General features: G+C 42.8%; 18 protein-coding genes. 7 read left to right on the forward strand and 11 right to left on the reverse strand.

Annotated features, from left to right (window positions below; all coding sequences use genetic code 11):
- The first annotated feature begins 42 nt into the window (after positions 1 to 42).
- The 4 genes from OCV39_RS11090 to xni all read left to right on the forward strand — a co-directional run bounded on the left by OCV39_RS11090 (position 43) and on the right by xni (position 6,447).
- The gene (locus OCV39_RS11090) at positions 43 to 2,301 is read left to right on the forward strand and encodes a tetratricopeptide repeat protein (RefSeq protein ID WP_261888464.1); all 2,259 of its coding nucleotides are present in this window, start codon (positions 43 to 45) and stop codon (positions 2,299 to 2,301) included.
- 109 nt (positions 2,302 to 2,410) lie between these two features.
- Positions 2,411 to 3,976 carry a GGDEF domain-containing protein gene (locus tag OCV39_RS11095; protein WP_113796488.1) on the forward strand — a complete coding sequence of 522 codons (1,566 nt, stop codon included), beginning with the start codon at positions 2,411 to 2,413 and terminating at the stop codon, positions 3,974 to 3,976.
- Between the two features lie 253 nt (positions 3,977 to 4,229).
- Complete coding sequence (ppnN, locus tag OCV39_RS11100) at positions 4,230 to 5,588, forward strand: nucleotide 5'-monophosphate nucleosidase PpnN (RefSeq protein WP_261888465.1); 1,359 nt, start codon at positions 4,230 to 4,232, stop codon at positions 5,586 to 5,588.
- A gap of 82 nt (positions 5,589 to 5,670) precedes the next feature.
- A complete protein-coding gene (xni, locus tag OCV39_RS11105) occupies positions 5,671 to 6,447 on the forward strand; it encodes a flap endonuclease Xni (RefSeq protein WP_261888466.1) in 777 nt (258 codons plus the stop codon).
- Positions 6,448 to 6,588: 141 nt separating this feature from the next.
- Here the strand turns inward: xni and rlmM are convergent, their stop codons facing one another.
- The 7 genes from rlmM to pomA all read right to left on the reverse strand — a co-directional run bounded on the left by rlmM (position 6,589) and on the right by pomA (position 13,572).
- Positions 6,589 to 7,680 (reverse strand): 23S rRNA (cytidine(2498)-2'-O)-methyltransferase RlmM, encoded by a 1,092-nt coding sequence (rlmM, locus tag OCV39_RS11110; protein WP_017053000.1) that lies wholly within the window; start codon positions 7,678 to 7,680, stop codon positions 6,589 to 6,591.
- Positions 7,677 to 8,075: a DUF423 domain-containing protein gene (locus tag OCV39_RS11115; protein ID WP_017052999.1), complete on the reverse strand. Its 399-nt coding sequence runs from the start codon at positions 8,073 to 8,075 to the stop codon at positions 7,677 to 7,679. Before OCV39_RS11115 ends, rlmM begins: the two co-directional genes overlap by 4 nt.
- Positions 8,065 to 8,697 carry an alpha/beta fold hydrolase gene (locus OCV39_RS11120; protein ID WP_171756889.1) on the reverse strand — a complete coding sequence of 211 codons (633 nt, stop codon included), beginning with the start codon at positions 8,695 to 8,697 and terminating at the stop codon, positions 8,065 to 8,067. The genes OCV39_RS11115 and OCV39_RS11120 overlap by 11 nt, the downstream gene beginning before the upstream one ends.
- A complete protein-coding gene (locus tag OCV39_RS11125; protein ID WP_017052997.1) occupies positions 8,690 to 9,598 on the reverse strand; it encodes a transcriptional regulator GcvA in 909 nt (302 codons plus the stop codon). Before OCV39_RS11125 ends, OCV39_RS11120 begins: the two co-directional genes overlap by 8 nt.
- 473 nt (positions 9,599 to 10,071) lie before the next feature.
- Positions 10,072 to 11,520: a tRNA uracil 4-sulfurtransferase ThiI gene (gene thiI, locus OCV39_RS11130; RefSeq protein WP_171756890.1), complete on the reverse strand. Its 1,449-nt coding sequence runs from the start codon at positions 11,518 to 11,520 to the stop codon at positions 10,072 to 10,074.
- Positions 11,521 to 11,851: 331 nt separating this feature from the next.
- Entirely contained in the window at positions 11,852 to 12,793 is a 942-nt protein-coding gene (locus tag OCV39_RS11135) for a flagellar motor protein MotB (protein WP_017051721.1), read from the reverse strand.
- A 14-nt stretch (positions 12,794 to 12,807) separates the two neighbouring features.
- Positions 12,808 to 13,572: a flagellar motor protein PomA gene (gene pomA, locus OCV39_RS11140; RefSeq protein WP_017051720.1), complete on the reverse strand. Its 765-nt coding sequence runs from the start codon at positions 13,570 to 13,572 to the stop codon at positions 12,808 to 12,810.
- A gap of 309 nt (positions 13,573 to 13,881) precedes the next feature.
- Between pomA and xseB the strand changes: the two genes are divergently transcribed.
- The 3 genes from xseB to dxs are packed head-to-tail and all read left to right on the forward strand — an operon-like array spanning position 13,882 to position 16,935.
- On the forward strand, positions 13,882 to 14,124 hold the full coding sequence (gene xseB / locus OCV39_RS11145; RefSeq protein ID WP_113796498.1) for an exodeoxyribonuclease VII small subunit: 243 nt from the start codon (positions 13,882 to 13,884) through the stop codon (positions 14,122 to 14,124).
- Positions 14,125 to 14,146: 22 nt separating this feature from the next.
- Complete coding sequence (gene ispA / locus OCV39_RS11150) at positions 14,147 to 15,031, forward strand: (2E,6E)-farnesyl diphosphate synthase (protein WP_017051718.1); 885 nt, start codon at positions 14,147 to 14,149, stop codon at positions 15,029 to 15,031.
- Between the two features lie 20 nt (positions 15,032 to 15,051).
- Positions 15,052 to 16,935: a 1-deoxy-D-xylulose-5-phosphate synthase gene (gene dxs / locus OCV39_RS11155; RefSeq protein WP_261888467.1), complete on the forward strand. Its 1,884-nt coding sequence runs from the start codon at positions 15,052 to 15,054 to the stop codon at positions 16,933 to 16,935.
- 98 nt (positions 16,936 to 17,033) lie between these two features.
- Here the strand turns inward: dxs and pgpA are convergent, their stop codons facing one another.
- The 4 genes from pgpA to ribH form a co-directional block, all read right to left on the reverse strand.
- Positions 17,034 to 17,537, reverse strand: coding sequence for a phosphatidylglycerophosphatase A (gene pgpA / locus OCV39_RS11160; RefSeq protein ID WP_261888468.1), 504 nt, complete (start codon positions 17,535 to 17,537; stop codon positions 17,034 to 17,036).
- A 2-nt stretch (positions 17,538 to 17,539) separates the two neighbouring features.
- Complete coding sequence (gene thiL / locus OCV39_RS11165) at positions 17,540 to 18,511, reverse strand: thiamine-phosphate kinase (protein WP_261888469.1); 972 nt, start codon at positions 18,509 to 18,511, stop codon at positions 17,540 to 17,542.
- A 190-nt stretch (positions 18,512 to 18,701) separates the two neighbouring features.
- Complete coding sequence (gene nusB, locus OCV39_RS11170; protein WP_017051714.1) at positions 18,702 to 19,169, reverse strand: transcription antitermination factor NusB; 468 nt, start codon at positions 19,167 to 19,169, stop codon at positions 18,702 to 18,704.
- Complete coding sequence (ribH, locus tag OCV39_RS11175; RefSeq protein ID WP_017051713.1) at positions 19,169 to 19,639, reverse strand: 6,7-dimethyl-8-ribityllumazine synthase; 471 nt, start codon at positions 19,637 to 19,639, stop codon at positions 19,169 to 19,171. Before ribH ends, nusB begins: the two co-directional genes overlap by 1 nt.
- Positions 19,640 to 19,697: the final 58 nt, after the last annotated feature.

Consider the following 19,697-nt stretch of genomic DNA (forward strand, 5'->3'; position numbering starts at 1 on the left):
CGATTTACAAATCAATCGATATATAAACTCAAAGGAATTAAAATGCGCTGGCTAAGACTGTTATTGCTATTTTGTGCACTGCTATCGTCAGGAGTAAATGCCACCATTTACTCATCGCCTCAGCTTAATGATGCAAATAAATTGGTTGAGATCTCACCAATACAGGCAAAAAAAATTGCAAGTAACTATCTTGTACAGCGCCAACTTTCCGATCAAAGTGATAAAAGCCTAACTGCACTTTCAAGAGAAGAGGCAGATAACCGACTTCGTTCACCTAGAGCCAGCATTGATGCATATAAGGTTCTGGCCAAAGCCGAATTCAATCTAGGTAATACTCGTCAAGCATTAGAACAACTCGATTTAGCCTCTACCCTTACCCAAACACATCGCCTTCCTTACCAAAAGATGGACGTTGATATTTTAAGAACTCGCCTTGTTTGGTTAACCGATCACGACTCAACAAAAGCGAAGCTATCCCTTGATAACATCGATCATAACTTACAGTTGCTAGACAACTCACAGCAACTAACCAGAGGCATTACCTACCGCCTAACCATGCTTAGAGCAAAGATCGCATCGAAAGAAAGTGAAATATCAGCGGCGGAGAATTTTTACGCCGAAGCAAAAAACTTCATTAATACCAGTAACTCCGAAAAAAACCTCATTGAATACCATTTACAAGTTGGGGAGTTCTACCTCAACCACAAACAGTACAATCGAGCTTTATCTGAATTACTGTTTGGTTATTGGAAGTCAGTAGAGAGCGATTTAAGCCCGCAACTGGCACAAGTAAACCGATTATTAGCGCAACTGTTCCTTGAAAGACGAGTGCTGGATAAAGCCATTGAGCATCTGTCTCAAGCGGCTGATTTCTACAATAAGTATGACCAGTCACCTATTCTATCTCATGTCTTAAAAATGATGGGCGAAATCTATTTTCAACAAGGAAAATATAATTTAGCCTTAGTGCACTTTTTTAATGTACTGGATCATGAAAGCACCGCACAAAACATAGAACAAGTTATCGAAGTGCGCATCAGTTTGGCGGCCACTTACCTAAACCTTTACAACTACCCTCTTGCAGAGCAGTACCTCAACCGCGCAATCGAACTTTTAGAATACACCGACATCTCAGCACTCAGAGCTAAAGCTGAACTATTAAGATCGGGATTAGCTTATCATCAGCATGAAAGTAAAAATGGCATTATTCACGCTCATAAAGCGTTAGCCATCGCGAAGAACATCAAAAACAAAGATCTTATGCAACGTTCATACGACTTACTTTCAATGGGTTACGAACAAAATGAGCAGTATGCCCTCGCCCTTGATTACATGAAAAAATACAACATGTTAGTGGCGATAAAACAGCAGCAACTCAACCAGATCAGTGAGGATGCCTTTAGACAACAAAAAGAGTTCGCTGAACAAACTCTGCATTACGCCAATCAAGAAAATGAGCTAAAGCAGATGGCGATCGAACATCGAAAATATCAAAAAATCGCGCTTTCCCTGTTTGCTCTCTCTATAATTCTGTTTTTTGTCGTCATGCGCAGAGGGTTCATTATCCAGGCTCTCAACCGACAAAATAGTAAATTAACCAAGCAGCTCTATACTCATTCACGCTCAAAATTGCGTAACTTACGCATGCTTAATGCCAAGTTATCAAGTTCACTCCAAAAAACGAGTGATACCTTTGAGCAGTGGCAAATGGGAGAGCTCATTCACGAGCCATTAAATGACCGACTACGGTTTGTGATGATTGATTTGCCTTTTTTACGCAGTATGTATATCCAACACGGATACAAATCTGGACTACAATTAGAAGAATCCTTTGGACAATACCTTGCTTCCAAAGTTGAAGGTTCCTCACGCCTTTATCACTTCTCTGATGCTAACTTGTTGTATATTGAATCAAATTCAGACCGTAATGCTTCACCAGAGGCGATGTTTAGCAAAATCCAAACTTGGATTAATGAGTTTGAACCCAATCGAAAAATCAATCGTCGTATTCGTATTGGTATCGCGGATTATCCATTTTTGCCACGCGCCTATACGGCAATAAACGATCAAGAACTGCTTGATGTTCTACTGATGTCAACACACCTTGCTCGTGATATAAGCCTCAAAGAACACAGTAGCGAATGGGTATATTTCAAAGCGATTGATAATGCCCCTGCGGCAAGCCTTGCAACTGGTAACATAAGAGAAGCGTGTAAACATGCAATAAATCAAGGCCTAATAAAAATTCAATCTTCTTACCAGAATGAGGATAACATCAAAAAAATGCTAAAAGATGAATAAAAACTGCCCTGTCGGCACTTGCAACACGTGACCTTGTGACTTTTTTTGCTATTATCGAGAGATTCATTAATAAGCTTACGCTTGATCATTTGTCGAAGTTTAACAATCCATGGGCATTCTCGAAAAAGATATTCAAACACAGTTACACCAGCTAAAAAGTCAGTTGGAACAAGTGCGTTTGACACAGAGAGATACATCATTCAAATTTAAACGAGAACAAAAGATTCTTAAGCGTATCGTCACATCTTTAAGTTCAGCTTGTGTAGGTACAAATTCTCAACTTGATAGCAACTTAATCGCGCTAAAACAAGAATTAGAACAACAAAAAGAAATTAGCGCCCTGATACCACGACTTGCGGTATTAGAAAGAATGCTAAAACAAAAAACGTTGGCTATGGAAAAACAAACTGGACATCTTGATGAACAGATCAAGCATAGTGGTGAAACACTTCAGAGAGTGACAGGCTTACCTGCTCAACTGAAACGTGACCTGCGTAATTTACTGAGTTTCCCGGCGACAAATGGGAACAAAAAGGTCGATCACGCGATTCGCTTACTAACAATTTATGAACGTGCCATTAAAATAATGGCGTCTAACTCTAGCCATTCGGTTGGGAGTTTTGATCACTCCCCTGATAAAGAGTTGTTCTCTTGCTTAACAGATGAGTTACAACACTTAATCACGGAACTCGATTTCGATGGTGAGTCCGGTGATGTCCTCATTGATATTCGAGCAAAGCTACTGATCGGAGTATCGACGGAGTCTCTCCTTGAGCTGACATTACAAATATTGAAACTGGTCATTCAGGGTACTCATTTAGAACGTAAAACGTCAGAACAGTTTTTAGAACAAATTAATTCATCACTCGCCTCTTCACTTAAAACCTCGTCACAAAATTCAGATCAAAGCCAAAGCTATTTTGAACACAGAAAAGGGATGAACGATGAGCTAAGCTCACTGGTTAAGCGAAGCCAGGAGTCCGTCCAAGATTCTTCAGAATTAGATGAATTAAAACAAACTATTAACCCACTTCTTAGCCAACTGTCATCACTGTCTGAACGCTTACATCATGCAGAACAGCGTGAACAAGCACTCAACGAAAGAATGGCATATGGTCAAAACCAGTTAGAAGCCCTTTTTGAAGTCACCCAAGATTATCGTCGACGTCTGGATGACCAAGCTCAAAGAATGCTGCTTGATCCTTTAACTAAGGTGTATAACCGTACCGCCTTAACGGATCGATTAGAGTTGGAATATCGTCGCTGGATACGTTCGCAAAAAGCATTGAAAATGGTGCTTTTTGATATCGATAACTTCAAAAAAATCAACGATAGCTTTGGTTATACTGCCGGAGATAAAGCGCTTAAAATCATTGCACGCACCATAGCAAAAGCGGCAAGTGATACCGACACTGTCGCTCGTTTTTCAGGTGAAGAGTTCATTTTGATCTTGCCTGAACAAACCGACGAATATTGCCATGAGTTAATCAAAGGCATTCAGCAAAGTGTCAGCAAGTTACCGTTCAAATTTAGAGATCAGAGCATCACGATCACTCTCTCGGCATCAACGACTAGCTTTAAAGATTCTGATACTCCCGAAATCATTTTAGAGCGATTAAATTGCTCACTGAATGAAGCGAAAAACCTAGGAACGAATCAAGTGGTATGGAAATAGTTTAAGTACTATTTCCACCTTTCCTCATTCCCTTTTGTCCTAATTATTCATTTGCTATAAATTTTTCAATCAGTTATCACAAAACAATCCCCAATTTGTTTGCTAAGCTAAATGATACCCACTACAAAAATGAACCTCTCCAAGTTGTTCACAACTGAACCATTTGCATTTGTTCTGTCATCAAATTAGTCCAGTAGCATCGATTCTAATTACAACGTGGGTATTTTGTTCACCTCTCACCAAAGGAGGCATTATGATCACTCATATTAGCCCAGCAGGTAGCATGGATCTGCTTTCTCAACTTGAAGTTGAGCGTCTTAAAAAAACTGCATCTAGTGATCTATACCAGTTATATCGAAACTGCACACTGGCGGTATTGAACTCAGGTAGCCACACCGATAACTCGCAAGAGTTGCTCGATAAGTATCAATCTTTCGATGTTAATGTGATGCGCCGTGAACGCGGAATAAAACTTGAGCTCCATAATCCACCAGAGCATGCCTTTGTGGACGGAGAGATCATTAAAGGGATCCAAGAACATCTGTTTTCTGTGCTTCGCGATATTGTTTACGTCAATATGCACTTAGCAGATAACCAGCATCTTAACCTCACGAATGCCACTCACATTACGAACCTCGTCTTTGGGATATTACGCAATGCAGGTGCTCTTACCCCTGGCATTGAGCCAAATTTAGTGGTGTGTTGGGGTGGTCACTCAATTAATCCTAGCGAATACCAATACACCCGTGAAGTTGGGCACGAGCTTGGGCTGCGTGAATTGAATATCTGTACAGGATGTGGCCCAGGGGCGATGGAAGGGCCGATGAAAGGTGCCGCTATCGGCCACGCTAAGCAGCGCTACGCTGAACAGCGTTATCTTGGATTAACTGAACCGTCAATCATTGCTGCAGAGCCGCCTAACCCAATTGTGAACGAACTTATCATTATGCCTGATATAGAGAAGCGTTTAGAAGCGTTTGTCCGCATGGCCCATGGGATCATTATTTTCCCTGGAGGACCGGGAACGGCTGAAGAGCTGCTGTATATTCTCGGCATTATGATGCACCCAGAAAATAAAGATCAGCCGATGCCAATCGTATTGACGGGCTCAAAAGAGAGTGAAGCCTACTTCCGCTCCATTGATAAATTCATTGGTGACACACTAGGCGAAGCGGCACAGAAACATTACCAAATCGTTATTGATGATCCGCAAAAAGCGGCGCAAATAATGAGCCAAGCCATGCCTGAAGTACGTGAGCATAGAAAACAGAGCGGCGATGCATACAGCTACAACTGGTCACTAAAAATAGCCCCGGAGTTCCAACTTCCTTTCGACCCGACTCATGACAATATGAAGAATCTGGATCTACACCTAAACCAACGCCCTGAAAACTTGGCCGCCAATTTACGCCAAGCGTTCTCTGGTATTGTGGCTGGTAATGTAAAAGCGGAGGGGATCAGAGAGATCAAACGTCACGGTCCATTCACCATTGATGGCGATGCGTCACTGATGAAAAAAATGGATAAGCTACTGAATGATTTTGTTGAGCAGCAACGCATGAAGCTACCGGGCAGTGCTTATGTTCCCTGCTACCGAATCGCAAACCGTTAAGATCATCGGCAACAGCGTTTAAACTGATTCCTAAGTCAGTTACTATAAGGGGCTAAATGGCCCCTTATTTTATTGGAATGTTATGTCTATTCATCTTGTTATTATCGATGCGCTCAACCTGATCCGCCGGGTGCACTCTGCCCAGCCAGATCCTAACGATATTGCAAGAACCATCACCACCACCACTCGCACATTAAATCGCATTTTATCGGAATCTCAACCGACTCATATCATCGCTGTATTCGATCACCACGAACAAGACAGAGGGTGGCGAGCCGAGGTACTTCCTACTTATAAGCAGAACCGCAAACCCATGCCTGAACCGCTTATGAAAGGGTTGGATGCGATCCAGCAAGCATGGTGGGAGTTAGGAATAGATTCACTGCTGTCAGAAGGCGATGAAGCCGATGATTTAGTCGCAACACTGGCAACCAAAGTCGCCAGTCACGGTGAGAAAGTCACCATCATTTCAACAGACAAAGGCTACTGCCAGCTTCTGACTCCAACTTTACAGATCCGTGATTACTTTCAACATCGCTGGCTAGATGAACCCTTCATAGAGAAAGAGTTTGGCGTAACACCGGATCAACTGGCTGATTACTGGGGGCTCACCGGCGTAAGTTCTAGTCAAGTCCCCGGTATTCCCGGAATTGGCCCTAAAGCCGCAAAAGAGATTTTGACGCAGTTTAAAGATATAGAACAAGCACATACTTCAGAAGAGTTGCTGCCAAAATACCGAAAAAAATTCGATGAGCACATTGAATCAGCTCGAATCTGTAAGCAAATATCGGCACTCAAAACCGACATTGAACTCGGTTTTAATTTGCAAGACCTGAGGTTCGAACAGCCAGACTCATAGCAAGCAGCTTTGACAATCCTACGGCTCAATAAACGAAAAGGCCGCTGTCTTAAAGTATAAGACAGCGGCCTTGAATTATTTGATGTAGAACATGCAAGCTTAAGCGAAGAACTTAACTTATCACTCTCACATTACTCGATATTAATAGGGTGAAATATTCGATAGAGATTGGATATGCACCGTGATCTCTTCGCGATCATGATAAAGATGCTTCGCTTGCAGCTTATATTTCACATCATTGTCACTCAAAAACTGCTTCAAGTTTTCGATATCTTGTAGCACTTCATCGTATCGACCTTTCATTGGCAGCTTAAGGTTAAAGATTGTTTCTTTCGCCCAACCACGGATCAACCACTCACCCATTAACTGAGCAACACGTGATGGTTTCTCAATCATGTCACAAATAAGCCATGTCACGTTCTTACGTGGTGGTTCAAACTTGAAGCCATCTTCCATATGGTGCTTAACTTGGCCAGTTTGCATTAAGCTATCTGCCATCATGCCGTTATCAACACAGTGAACGAACATTGAACGCTTAACAAGTTGGTAAGTCCAACCACCCGGGCAAGCACCTAAATCGACACCCCACATGCCTGATGCTAAACGCTCATCCCACTCATCACGTGGAATAAATACGTGAAACGCTTCTTCCAATTTCAGTGTAGAACGGCTTGGTGCATCAGATGGGAACTTCAGACGCGGGATACCCATGAAGAACTGAGAGTTGTTAGTTGGTAGTGAATAACCAACGTAGCAGTGCCCAGGCGCAATAAAGCAAAGGTGCAGTACTGGTTTTTTAGGGTGGTCTTTATTGAACAAGATCCCTTTACCACGTAGAGCTTGACGCAGCGGCACCGTAAATTTACGACAGAACTTCAGCAACTCTTTCGCTTCGTTAGTGTCTGGAGTTTCGATGCGGATATCACCACAACGAGGGAAACCATCAATATCACCAAGTTCAGCCAAAATTGGCGAGATGCGGTCTTCAGACGGCAACTCTTTTAGTTCAGCGGCAACCGCAAACATTTGGCGAGCAAAAATCAATGATTGAAAATCGATTCTCTGGATCAGTTTTTCCGCGTCACCATCTTGGTAGCATTCAAAAAGAACATAACCACTATTATTCTTTACACGAGGAAAACCAAACACCTCAAGTTGCGTTGCTTTGTCTTGAATTTCACCTGCGCACTCTTTTTCAAAACCAGAACGACAATACAGTAATACGTGTTTCACTTAGTAACCTCATTAATATTGAATGCCGCGAAAGAGAAACTTCCCCATCCGACAATAAACAACAAACCACCAAATGGAGTGACTGGGCCAAACCATTTTATGCCTGTTAGTGCTAGCGCATACAAACTGCCGCTAAAACAAAGGATGCCGATAATAAAGCAAATTGCCGCAATGAAAAAATATTTTTGCGACTTTATTCCAAGATTAAAGCGCAGCAACACCGCACAAGCAATGATCGCGAAGGAGTGAAGCAATTGATAAAGCACTCCCGTATTAAAAACATCAAGCAAGTATGGCGCTAATTGAGCCTTTAAACCATGCGCGGCAAAGGCCCCTAACATCACACCAAGCCCAGAAAACATCCCTGCAATAGTGAGTAAATACTTACTTTTCATCTAAAACCTCAAAAATGAAAGCAGAGAGCTTATCTATTGTTAAGGTTAAATTCCCCTGCTCGGTAAAACCAGAACGTTTACGCGGTTTAAAGCCATGATCGCCATCAGGGAGAAACGCCACATCAATCATCGGAGATAGATCAAAGTCAGTAAACTCTTCACGCTTACCAAATGTATCCCTTTCCCCTTGCAAAATTAAACAAGGCTTTTCGATTGTCGCTAAGTGATCGCCTTTAAATTTTTCAGGCTTACCCGGAGGGTGAAATGGAAAACCCAAACAAGCCACTCCCGCGACGAGAGGGTTATCGGCTAATAAACTCGCCATCCTTCCCCCCATCGATTTGCCACCAATAACGACTGGTACGCCTGCATGTTCATTGATGACGTCAACATAAGCATCGAGCAACTTAGGAGCGCGATCCGGCGGACGCTTGGTGCCCATTTCTGCTCGCTGAATCATATAAGGAAAATTAAAGCGCACCACTTTAATGCCTTTTTCAGCTAACCCTTGCGCGACAGAAACCATAAAATGGTGATCCATTCCCGCGCCAGCGCCATGAGCAAAAATAAACGTCGCCTTATGCTCTGCGCCATTAATCAGCTGATGATTATTCTCAGTCATCCAGTAACTCTTCCTGCTCTTTATGCGCTTTCGCTAACATCCAATCACGGAAAGTGGCAATTCGCCCCATGTCAGCCTGTTTATCGTGGCACACTACATAGAACGCATTCTTACTCACCAATATTTCATCAAAAGGCGCAATCAGACGACCCGCTTCGATTTCCGGCTGAGCCAGTACATTATTACCAAGTGCAATCCCTTGTCCATGAGCCGCAGCTTGAAGCACCATCGTCGAGTGACTGAAAATTGGCCCTTGGTTAACATTTACACCTTCGATTGAGTTCTGCTTCACAAACGATTTCCAATCTTTCCTTGAGGTATCATGAAGCAAAGTGTGATGATTTAAATCAGTTAGAGTTTCTAATGGTTTGTTACTTAAAAGTAACGAGGGTGAACAGAGTGGAATCAGGAATTCTTGATAGAGTTTATCGGCTCTTAATCCTGGCCAATTTCCTCGTCCATAGTAGATCGCCACATCCACATCATCGGTCAGTGAACCTTCATCCATATCAACCGCTTTGATTCGTACATCAATATCAGGTTGCTGTTGATTAAAATCAGAAAGCCGAGGGACAAGCCATTGAATTGCAAAACTTGGCGGAAGGCTGATGGTCAAAGCCCCTTTTTCACTACGTTCAAGCACTTTATCGGTCGCTTCGGCTAAAGAAGTGAAGATATCTTTGATATCAAGAAAATAGCCTTGTCCTTCTTCTGTTAGTAACAAAGAGCGGTTTCGGCGGCGAAATAATTTCAACGCAAGGAACTCTTCCAGCGCTTTTATTTGATGGCTCACAGCGGCTTGAGTAACAAAAAGTTCTTCAGCGGCACGGGTAAAACTTAAGTGTCGAGCCGCAGCTTCAAACACTTTTAACGAGTTTAATGGTGGCAATCTTCTGGACATAAATACGCTCTAAAAAATACATTAGTTTTTTTAATCTGAAACATTATAAATTGTCCATTGCCTAAGGGCTAGAGAAATTCTATATTTCATCCCGCAGCGCTAGCCTGAACGGCTTGGTTCTCTCAGAATCAATTGGCTTAGTTGTTGCGATGTTGTGTTTGCAAACTCGTATTTCGAGTTAGGTAGAATTTCTACCGTAGTTTATTGCCCATTATCCCTGTGGCGATAAGACTGCTTCCTGTTTTTTTGACCTGTCTGTCAAATTTTTATACACCGCCTATATGGCGGTGTTTTTTTATCTGTCACTTTTTTCTTATCTTCTTATCTTCTTATCTTCTTATCTTAGAAAATCAGAAAGGCTTACGACAAAGAAACAATCTCAAAATAAAGTAGTGGCCATAAAAAAACCGCTCACTACTCACTTTATCAGTGAATCGTAAACGGTTTTAATTCAGCTAACGCTCTAACGGTTTCTAAGGGCGATAAACTTTTACATTGCTAAAACCTTGCTCTTGCAGGTAAAGCGCCTGTAAGCGGCTCATTACGCCACGGTCACAGTACAATAGGTATGTCTTAGACTGGTCCAAATCACCAAATTGAGTCGCAAGCTTAAAGAAAGGCAAATGCTTCACTTCAACGCTATCCAGTTCAAGTGGGCTAGCCTCTTCTTCTTCAGCACTACGAATATCAAGTACTACCGCATTCTCTTCAACCGCAGTCACTTGTTCAACTTCTGGCGCTTGTTCTTTACTCTCTTTCTCAATATCACGAATATCCATGATACGAGCATTCTCAATCACACCATCTAAGATAGAGAAATCAAAGTTCGCTTCTTCAGCTTCTAACTTCGCCTTTTCAGCTTTAATGGTCGGCTTCTTAGAGATAACACCACAATACTCTGGCATTACTTTGGCAAAATCTTCCGTGCCAATTTTTCGAGATAGATCGATAATGTCTTCTTTATCCCAGTTAATCAGTGGGCGCAAAATAAGAGTATCGGTCACGTTATCGATATGGCGTAAGTTAGTTAACGTTTGGCTTGAAACTTGGCCTAACGCTTCACCAGTCACTAAGGCTTGAATACCAAAACGTTCTGCCACCATGCCACCAGCACGCATGAACATACGTTTTAGAACGACACCCATTTGGCCGTCATCGACGTTTTCTAAAATTTCAGCCACGACAGGTTCAAAATCCACCGCAATAAACTTCACTTTTGCAGAAGATCCGTACTTATTCCAAAGATAGTGAGCAACTTGCTTAACACCAATCTCATGAGCAGGGCCGCCTAAGTTAAAGAAGCAGAAATGCGTTTTAGAACCGCGCTTGATGTGTAAGTAACTGGATACACCAGAATCGAAGCCACCAGAAATTAAGCTTAATACATCCTCTTGAGTACCTAGAGGGAAACCGCCTAATCCTTTGTGACGTTCAATCACTTGGTTTAATTTATCGTTTTCAACTTCAATGTTGATTGATACATCTGGCTTCTTCAGTTTAACCTTCGCACTTTCTACTGCTTGGTTTAAACCACCGCCAACATAACGCTCAAGTTCAATTGAAGTAAAATCATGCTGGCCGCGACGTTTAGCACGAACAACGAATGTTTTATCAACAATCTTGCTACCACTGCGCTCTAACACTTGCTCATAGATATTGTGCATATCAGTGAATTCAGTTTGAAGAACTTCAAGCGTATGGTGAATACCTGATGTATGAGTCAGGATTTCAAGCACTTGCTCGTAGTATTTATCACAGCTTGCGCTCACTTCAATATGATCGCGACGGTTGTATACCGCAACAGATTCAGTTCGGCGCTTAATGATAATGCGAAGGTTAGATTCTAAAATTTTGATGAAGCGCTTACGCACCGACTCACTTTTTACAAAAATTTCCGGATGGGGCTTAACAATAAATTTCATATTTTCTTCACAATAATTTTAGGGTTTGCAAGATGAGGTTGTCTCTCTGCGTGGGCATCAGATTGATTTATTCAACCTTGATTAGGTGCTAGCTTGTTTATATCCAAACTTTCGATTTTATATTCAAACTGTCGATAGGCAGAAACCTTCGAATGCACAGCCCCACTGAGGGCGCAAGATTATACATGAGATCTCAAACTAAAGGAAAGAGGGAGATGAATAACCACCACTGAGTTTAGTTTATCTCAGAAATAAAAAAGGCTCCTAAAGCTAACGAATCGCGAATTAGGAGCCTTTATTAATGAGTGCTAACTATATTAATAATAGTTAACTATAAGACAGGAACTTCATCACTAAAAATAGGTTCGCCTTGCATGATGCTGATTTCAACTCGTCGGTTAATTGAACGCTGAGCTTCGGTATCATTCGGGCCCAGAGGTGCGGTATCCGCCATCCCTCTCACTCGTAATCGCTGATGAGAAAATCCGCGAACTTTCTCCATCTCTTGAGCGACAGAAACCGCTCGCTGAGAAGAGAGATCCCAATTTGAACGATACAGTTCAGAATCGAGGCGTTGATCGTCTGTATGACCTGAAATTCTAACAATACCCGGAATGTCTTTAACCAACTCGGCAACTTGTCTTACCAACGGGCGGAATTTAGGCTGTAAGAACGCCGAACCGCTAGGGAATGCGCCTTTCTCTCGAATACGAATGACAATCTGCTGACCTAAGTTTTCAACTTCAATCGCCCCCTGATCAATCTCTCGCTCCAGCGCTTTCTTGATGTTCTCCATCAATGTTTCCATCTCTTCCGACATGGATTCCGCTTGCTGTTGCTGCTGTTCAGATTCCGTATTTTGGTTATCTTGGGTCGAAGTTTCAGGCGATTGTCCGCCGTTCAACTTACCTTGATCACGCTTATTACCACCCGCACGGTCCGATTCACCTTCATGAAACTCTAACGTTTGCTGGGTAATATCAATCGTCTGCTGCATGATCACATCAATCGGCGTTGGCTCAGGTCTGCCCGGACGAAACTCTTGAGCAATAATACTGGTCCCCTTCGGAATATCTTTTACTTCAAGCTTATTCTGAACACCAAAGGCAAACTTCATCGAACCAGCGATTTGCTTGAACTTCAGTACATCCATTTCTGAAAAGGAAAGCAACAGAACGAAGAAGCACATCAGCAGTGACATTAAATCGGCAAACGTTCCCATCCATAACGCGAGACCTGGTGGTGGACATTTGCATTCATTTTCATCATCCATCTTAAGAGTCCTGTCTATTCACCATCAACACCAAGAAGTCGCTTACCTTCGTTGAGGTAGTTTTTCAGGTAGCTATCAATCACACGAGGGTTTTGCCCATCTTGAATCGCAAGTACACCATCCATAATTAAACGGCGGTTCAGTGTCTCTTGCTCTCGACGCAAGGCCAACTTATCGGCGATAGGGAAAAAGATCATATTGGATAATACCGCTCCATATAGTGTCGTTAGCAAAGCAACCGCCATCGCTGGACCGATGGATTTAGGGTCATCCATGTTTGAAAGCATTGCCACCAAACCAACTAAGGTACCGATCATCCCCATAGCTGGAGATACATCACCATAGGCCATGAATACTTTACCGCCTTGTTCATGACGTTCATTGGTTAAAGCGATATCTTTTTGCAAAGCGGCGCGCACCACATCAGCATCGTGGCCGTCTACGAGAAGATCGATACCTTTTTGCATGAAGCTGTTCGTGATTTCCATTTCTTCAAGAGCAAGGAAGCCCCCTTTACGAGCTGCATCTGCCATTTCGACAACTTTAGCGATCAAATCTTCAGGTTCGTCTGACTTAAACATGAAAGCTTTACCTGCAATTTTGGCGGCTCCAAAGAACTGCCCCATGGTAAATTTCATTAATACAACAAACGTAGAGCCACCAACCACAATCAGAATCGAAGTGACATCAATAAACATGGATAGACTGCCACCAAGAATCATTGCCATGATTACAAAGGCGAAGCCACCTATTAGACCTATCAGCGTTGCTAAATCCACAAAGCACTCCTCATGCTATCTGTTTTGTGCCAACTATATGGAGAATAATATTGTTATCGGCAAGATCGTAAGATCTTTAAGTGAAACCTTGGAGTAAATCTCATACTTTTTCATTAAATTTGATCAATACTCATTCTTAGCTATTTGAGTCTACGTGGGTTTTGTTCATCACACGAGCTGATATGTTAAGTTTTATCTTCGACTCAAGCACGTATGAGCTCCATTTTTCTAACAATTTTACTTGGTTAAATTTGACCATCTTCACGCCCTAAGGTAACTTTCGTGCATCTTTTGCAATGCAGAATTATTATGGCGACTAAGAAACCTGAAAATATGACCTTCGAAGCAACGATCGAAGAGCTCGACGGCCTAGTTGATCAACTAGAAAATGGTGAACTGGCTTTAGATGATGCGCTAAAGAAATTCGAACGTGGCATCGCATTAGCCCGCGCCGGACAAAATAAATTAAGCGATGCTGAACAGCGTGTCAGTATTTTGCTACAAAATGACGACAATGCTGAATTAAGCGAATTTAATCCTCAGCAAGACTAGAACAAAATATATGAGACCCCCTATGGTTGAGGCCTTAACCTCTTATCAGGAAAGAAATAATTCCCAATTAAATTATTGGCTCGATCGCCTACCTCATCAAGAGCAACCTCTCGTGCAAGCAATGCGCTATGGTTTATTACTTGGAGGAAAGCGAGCGCGCCCATTTTTGGTTTACATCACAGGGGAAATGCTCGGGTGCTCATCAGCCACTCTAGACACACCAGCATCAGCGATAGAGTGCATCCATGCTTACTCTTTAATTCATGATGATCTTCCTGCAATGGATGACGATGAGCTGCGCCGTGGGCAAACGACTTGTCATATTAAATTTGATGAAGCCACCGCTATTTTAACTGGCGATGCTCTACAAACGTTAGCCTTTACCATCCTTGCAGAAGGTGAGTTATCCGCTGCTGGCGAAGCGAACCGTATTAAGATGGTTCAAGTCTTAGCTCAAGCATCTGGCGCCTCAGGCATGTGCATTGGTCAGGCTCTTGATCTTGCAGCAGAAAACCGCTCGGTTTCGCTCGAAGAGCTAAAAGATATCCACAAAAACAAAACGGGCGCACTCATGAAGTGTGCTATTCGTTTAGGCGCGTTGGCTGCGGGTCAAAAAGGCGTGGAAATTTTACCTCAACTTGATAAATATGCTGATGCGATTGGTTTAGCCTTCCAAGTCCAAGATGATATTTTGGATATTATTGGCGATACTGAAACATTGGGTAAACCACAAGGTTCAGATCAAGAATTGAACAAGAGCACTTACCCTTCATTGCTCGGATTAGATGGCGCAATGAAAAAAGCTCAAACTCTGTTAACTGAAGCCCTTCAAGCTTTGGATGCAATCCCATACAATACCCAGTTACTCGAAGAGTTCGCCCGATACGTCATCGAGCGCAAGAACTAAGACTATAAGCGCGCAATTATATGACTCTTGATATTTCAAAGTATCCAACATTGGCTTTAGCAGACACTCCTGATGATCTGCGCCTTTTGCCAAAATCCACTCTGCCACAATTATGTGATGAACTACGCTCATACCTTCTAAACTCAGTGAGCCAATCAAGTGGTCACTTAGCGTCTGGTTTAGGTACAGTCGAGCTTACGGTAGCGTTGCACTATGTCTACAACACTCCATTCGATCAACTTGTTTGGGATGTTGGCCACCAAGCCTACCCGCACAAAATCCTTACTGGTCGAAGAGAGAAATTATCAACGATTCGCCAGAAAGATGGGTTACATCCTTTCCCTTGGCGTGAAGAGAGCGAGTACGACACCCTTTCAGTTGGACACTCTTCAACGTCGATAAGTGCCGCTCTTGGTATGGCAATTAGTGCTGAGAAGGAAGGCAAAGACCGCAAAGTGGTGAGCGTTATCGGTGACGGTGCGATTACCGCAGGTATGGCATTTGAAGCGATGAATCACGCAGGTGATGTTCATTCGGATATGCTCGTGGTATTAAACGATAACGAAATGTCAATTTCAGAAAATGTCGGTGCGCTGAACAACCATTTAGCTCAAGTGCTTTCAGGTAACCTTTACACGTCTATTCGTGAAGGCGGTAAAAAAGTTCTTTCTGGTGTTCCACCAATCAAAGAATTAGTACGCCGCACTGAAGAACATCTTAAGGGCATGGTTGTTCCTGGAACCCTTTTTGAAGAGCTTGGATTTAATTATATTGGCCCTGTGGATGGTCACGACGTAAATGAGCTGATTAAAACGCTGCGCAACATGCGTGGGCTAAAAGGCCCTCAATTTCTGCATATTATGACCAAGAAAGGCAAAGGTTATGAGCCCGCAGAAAAAGATCCTATTGGCTATCATGGTGTCCCTAAATTTGACCCTAGCCACAGCAGCCTGCCTAAGAGCACAAGCAATAAACCAACTTTCTCTAAGATATTTGGTGACTTCTTATGTGACATGGCCGCGCAAGATCCTAAGTTAAGAGCAATTACGCCAGCAATGCGTGAAGGTTCAGGCATGGTGCGCTTCTCCAAAGAGTTCCCAGACCAATATTATGATGTGGCAATCGCAGAACAACATGCTGTTACTTTGGCAACAGGCATGGCTATCGCAGGGGATCACCCTATCGTCGCGATTTACTCTACCTTCTTACAGCGTGGTTATGACCAACTGATTCACGATGTTGCGATCATGGATTTACCCGTGATGTTTGCAATTGACCGAGCAGGTCTTGTGGGTGCAGATGGTCAAACTCACCAAGGAGCCTTTGATTTAAGCTTCATGCGCTGCATTCCTAATATGGTCATCATGGCACCAAGTGATGAAAATGAGTGCCGTCAGATGCTTTATACTGGCCATAAGCATACAGGTCCAAGTGCTGTGCGTTACCCAAGAGGTAATGGCATGGGCACTGAGTTAGTCGAAACGTTCACCGCACTTGAAATTGGCAAAGGTCGAATCATCAAGCAAAGCGATGCACCAAAAGATGGGAGTAAAGTCGCGATTTTGAACTTTGGTACTTTCTTGCCAAATGCTTTGGAAGCGTCAGAAACACTAAACGCAACCGTTGCGGATATGCGTTTTGTTAAGCCTCTCGATGAAGAGTTAATCCGGCAACTGGCCGCTGATCATGATGTGCTCATTACACTTGAAGAGAATGCCATCATTGGTGGCGCAGGCGCAGGCGTGATTGAATTCTTAATGCAAGATAAGCGCCCAATGCCCGTTCTTACTCTTGGTCTTCCTGACAAGTTTATTGCTCAAGGTACGCAAGGCGAACTGCATCAAGAGCTTGGGTTAGACAGTGATGGCATCATTCGTTCGATTCAACAATATCTTGAAAAATAACCAAAATTAGAAAGATACAAAAAAGCCCACAGCAAAATCTGTGGGCTTTTTATTACCATTTAAGAACCGTTCATTTGTCTAACATTAGGCAGCTACCATTATAACCAGCCAGAAAAATGCCCAACAAAATACAAAGCGACACCCGCCATTACACCAGCGACGATATCGTCTACCATGATCCCAAAGCCGCCATCGACGCGCTTATCTAGCCAACCAATAGGCCACGGCTTAACCATATCGAAGAAACGAAACAGTACAAAACCGGTGATAAGCCATTTCCAGTCATCTACGGGAAGGTCTAGCATAGGCACTAAGCTCATGGTGATCCAAAAGCCCGCAAATTCATCCCACACAATTGAACCATGATCGTGAACTTTCATGTCATCTGACGTCACTTGGCAGATCTTAACGCCAATAATGCATGAAATAACCACCACCACTAAATACATCGGAAGCGGCAACTGAACAAGAAGCAAATAGAATGGAATAGAAGCAAGAGTCCCCACTGTTCCCGGAATGATCGGCGATAAACCGCTGCCAAAGCCCGTCGCCAACAGATGCCATGGGTTTTTTAATGAAATTAAAGAGAGAGGGTTAGTCATAATTATTTAACCTTAAAGTGATCATAGCCATCTAAGTGCCAATCAAGAGGTTGCCCGTTGCTATGCAGTTCTAACATTCCTTGCGGACGGATCTGACCAATACATGTTACTTTCGCGCCAATATGAGCTAAAGCGGTTTCCAGTGATCCTTTATTCTCTTCAGGAACGGTAAAGCAGAGTTCGTACTCTTCCCCACTCGTCAGAGCATACTGCTGAGCACTGTCCACATTACCACTAAATTGTATAAGTTCAGAAGAGAGAGGCAAAAAATTAGCATTAATACTGGCCCCAACATTTGAGCGTTTGAGTATATGACTAAGATCAGATATCAACCCATCTGAGATATCAATCGCCGATGACGCTAAACCTAACAATGCTTGTCCTGCAAGTACTCTAGGTTGGCTAAGGTAATGACGTTTTTCAAGTTCTTGTGCAAAAGGTTTGCAACGGAGGCTATCATCTAAAATCACGGATAAACCCGCTTTACTGTCACCTAAGTTCCCAGTGACATAAATCCAATCCCCCACACTAGCGCCATCTCTGCGCAACGCTTTATCTTCCGGAACAAAGCCTTGCACCGTTAAGGTTAAACTTAATGGGCCTTTGGTGGTATCTCCACCGATCAATTGAATCCCAAAATAGTCAGCTAACTCAAAGAACGCATCACAAAATGGAGCCAGCCACGCTTCATCAGCGTCCGGCATGGTCAACGCAAATGATACCCACGCAGGTGTCGCGCCCATCGCGGCTAAATCACTCACGTTGGAGGCTAATGCTTTATGTGCTACCCATGCAGGGTTTGCATCGGCTAAGAAGTGTGTACCTGCGACCAGCGTATCTGTACTAATCGCAATTTGAACATTACTTGGCGGTTTGACTAAAGCACAGTCATCACCTAGCGATAGCTGCACATCTTTTCGCTGACTTTGGCGATTAGAAAAATACTTTTCGATTAAATTGAATTCACCAGACATACATACATCCTTGATGTCTCGTTCAGACCCATCATTATAGAGCAGATATCAACACAGTTAGGTTTAATCACGAAAAGGCTTTATCACTAAATTTCATGATGTGTTGATTTAGGATCTAGAACGTTTGTTGAAAAAATACTCACAAAAAAGGCCAGCATATAGCTGACCTTTTCAATTCTTAGATAATCAATTACTTTTTACGCACGTGTGGCGCAGCTTTATCAAGCACACCATTAACGAACTTATGGCTATCTTCCGCTGCAAATACTTTTGCTAGCTCAATAGCTTCATTGATTACGACTTTGTATGGTACATCTTCACGACGAGTCATCTCGTACATAGCAAGACGTAGCAGAGCAAGTTCCATCATATCCAAATCTTGCATTGGACGTGATAGGTATGGACGCAATTTGCTGTCCAGCTCCATATGACCAAGTACAACACCAGAAAATAGATCACGGAAATACGCAACGTCTGTTTCTGGAGCCGACAAAGCCGGTTCTAATTCATGATGCTCTTCTTCATCATACTTGCCACCAGTTAGGAACTGTTCCTCAACTGTTGCGACATTTTCTTTAGTAATTTGCCAAGAATAAATTGCTTGCAGAGCAAATTGACGTGCGTTACGACGTGCGGCTGGTTTCACACTGGCCCCCATTAGGAATCGATTTCAGAAAGAACGTTAATCATCTCAAGTGCGCTTAGTGCAGCCTCTGCACCTTTATTACCAGCCTTGGTTCCTGCGCGTTCAATAGCTTGATCGATTGTATCAACAGTAAGTACACCAAATGCTACAGGAAGACTGAACTCCATAGACACTTGAGCTAAACCTTTATTACATTCACTGCAAACATAGTCAAAATGTGGCGTTCCGCCGCGAATTACAGTACCAAGTGATACGATAGCATCAAATTTTCCTGTTTTCGCAACACGTTGAGCAACTAACGGTAATTCAACTGCACCAGGGCAACGAACTACAGTAATATTGTCTTCGCTAACTTGTCCATGACGCTTTAAAGTATCGATTGCACCAGAAAGTAAACTTTCGTTAATAAAACTGTTGAAACGAGAAATAACGATAGCAATTTTTGCATTTGGCGCTGGGAAGCCACCCTCGATCACTTTCATAAGCCTTCCTTTAACTATGTTCATCAAGTGAGAATCGACGGATTCTAGCACAGAACTG

The sequence above is a fragment of the Vibrio cortegadensis genome (assembly GCF_024347395.1).
Classification (GTDB): domain Bacteria; phylum Pseudomonadota; class Gammaproteobacteria; order Enterobacterales; family Vibrionaceae; genus Vibrio; species Vibrio cortegadensis.

Bases quoted from the DNA above. Each gene is read 5' to 3' on its own strand.
- OCV39_RS11090 (WP_261888464.1), top strand. From the start codon at position 43: ATGCGCTGGCTAAGACTGTTATTGCTATTTTGTGCACTGCTATCGTCA.
- OCV39_RS11095 (WP_113796488.1), top strand. From the start codon at position 2,411: ATGGGCATTCTCGAAAAAGATATTCAAACACAGTTACACCAGCTAAAA.
- ppnN (WP_261888465.1), top strand. From the start codon at position 4,230: ATGATCACTCATATTAGCCCAGCAGGTAGCATGGATCTGCTTTCTCAA.
- xni (WP_261888466.1), top strand. From the start codon at position 5,671: ATGTCTATTCATCTTGTTATTATCGATGCGCTCAACCTGATCCGCCGG.
- OCV39_RS11115 (WP_017052999.1), bottom strand. From the start codon at position 8,075: ATGAAAAGTAAGTATTTACTCACTATTGCAGGGATGTTTTCTGGGCTT.
- OCV39_RS11120 (WP_171756889.1), bottom strand. From the start codon at position 8,697: ATGACTGAGAATAATCATCAGCTGATTAATGGCGCAGAGCATAAGGCG.
- OCV39_RS11125 (WP_017052997.1), bottom strand. From the start codon at position 9,598: ATGTCCAGAAGATTGCCACCATTAAACTCGTTAAAAGTGTTTGAAGCT.
- thiI (WP_171756890.1), bottom strand. From the start codon at position 11,520: ATGAAATTTATTGTTAAGCCCCATCCGGAAATTTTTGTAAAAAGTGAG.
- OCV39_RS11135 (WP_017051721.1), bottom strand. From the start codon at position 12,793: ATGGATGATGAAAATGAATGCAAATGTCCACCACCAGGTCTCGCGTTA.
- xseB (WP_113796498.1), top strand. From the start codon at position 13,882: ATGGCGACTAAGAAACCTGAAAATATGACCTTCGAAGCAACGATCGAA.
- ispA (WP_017051718.1), top strand. From the start codon at position 14,147: ATGGTTGAGGCCTTAACCTCTTATCAGGAAAGAAATAATTCCCAATTA.
- dxs (WP_261888467.1), top strand. From the start codon at position 15,052: ATGACTCTTGATATTTCAAAGTATCCAACATTGGCTTTAGCAGACACT.
- pgpA (WP_261888468.1), bottom strand. From the start codon at position 17,537: ATGACTAACCCTCTCTCTTTAATTTCATTAAAAAACCCATGGCATCTG.
- thiL (WP_261888469.1), bottom strand. From the start codon at position 18,511: ATGTCTGGTGAATTCAATTTAATCGAAAAGTATTTTTCTAATCGCCAA.
- nusB (WP_017051714.1), bottom strand. From the start codon at position 19,169: ATGGGGGCCAGTGTGAAACCAGCCGCACGTCGTAACGCACGTCAATTT.
- ribH (WP_017051713.1), bottom strand. From the start codon at position 19,639: ATGAAAGTGATCGAGGGTGGCTTCCCAGCGCCAAATGCAAAAATTGCT.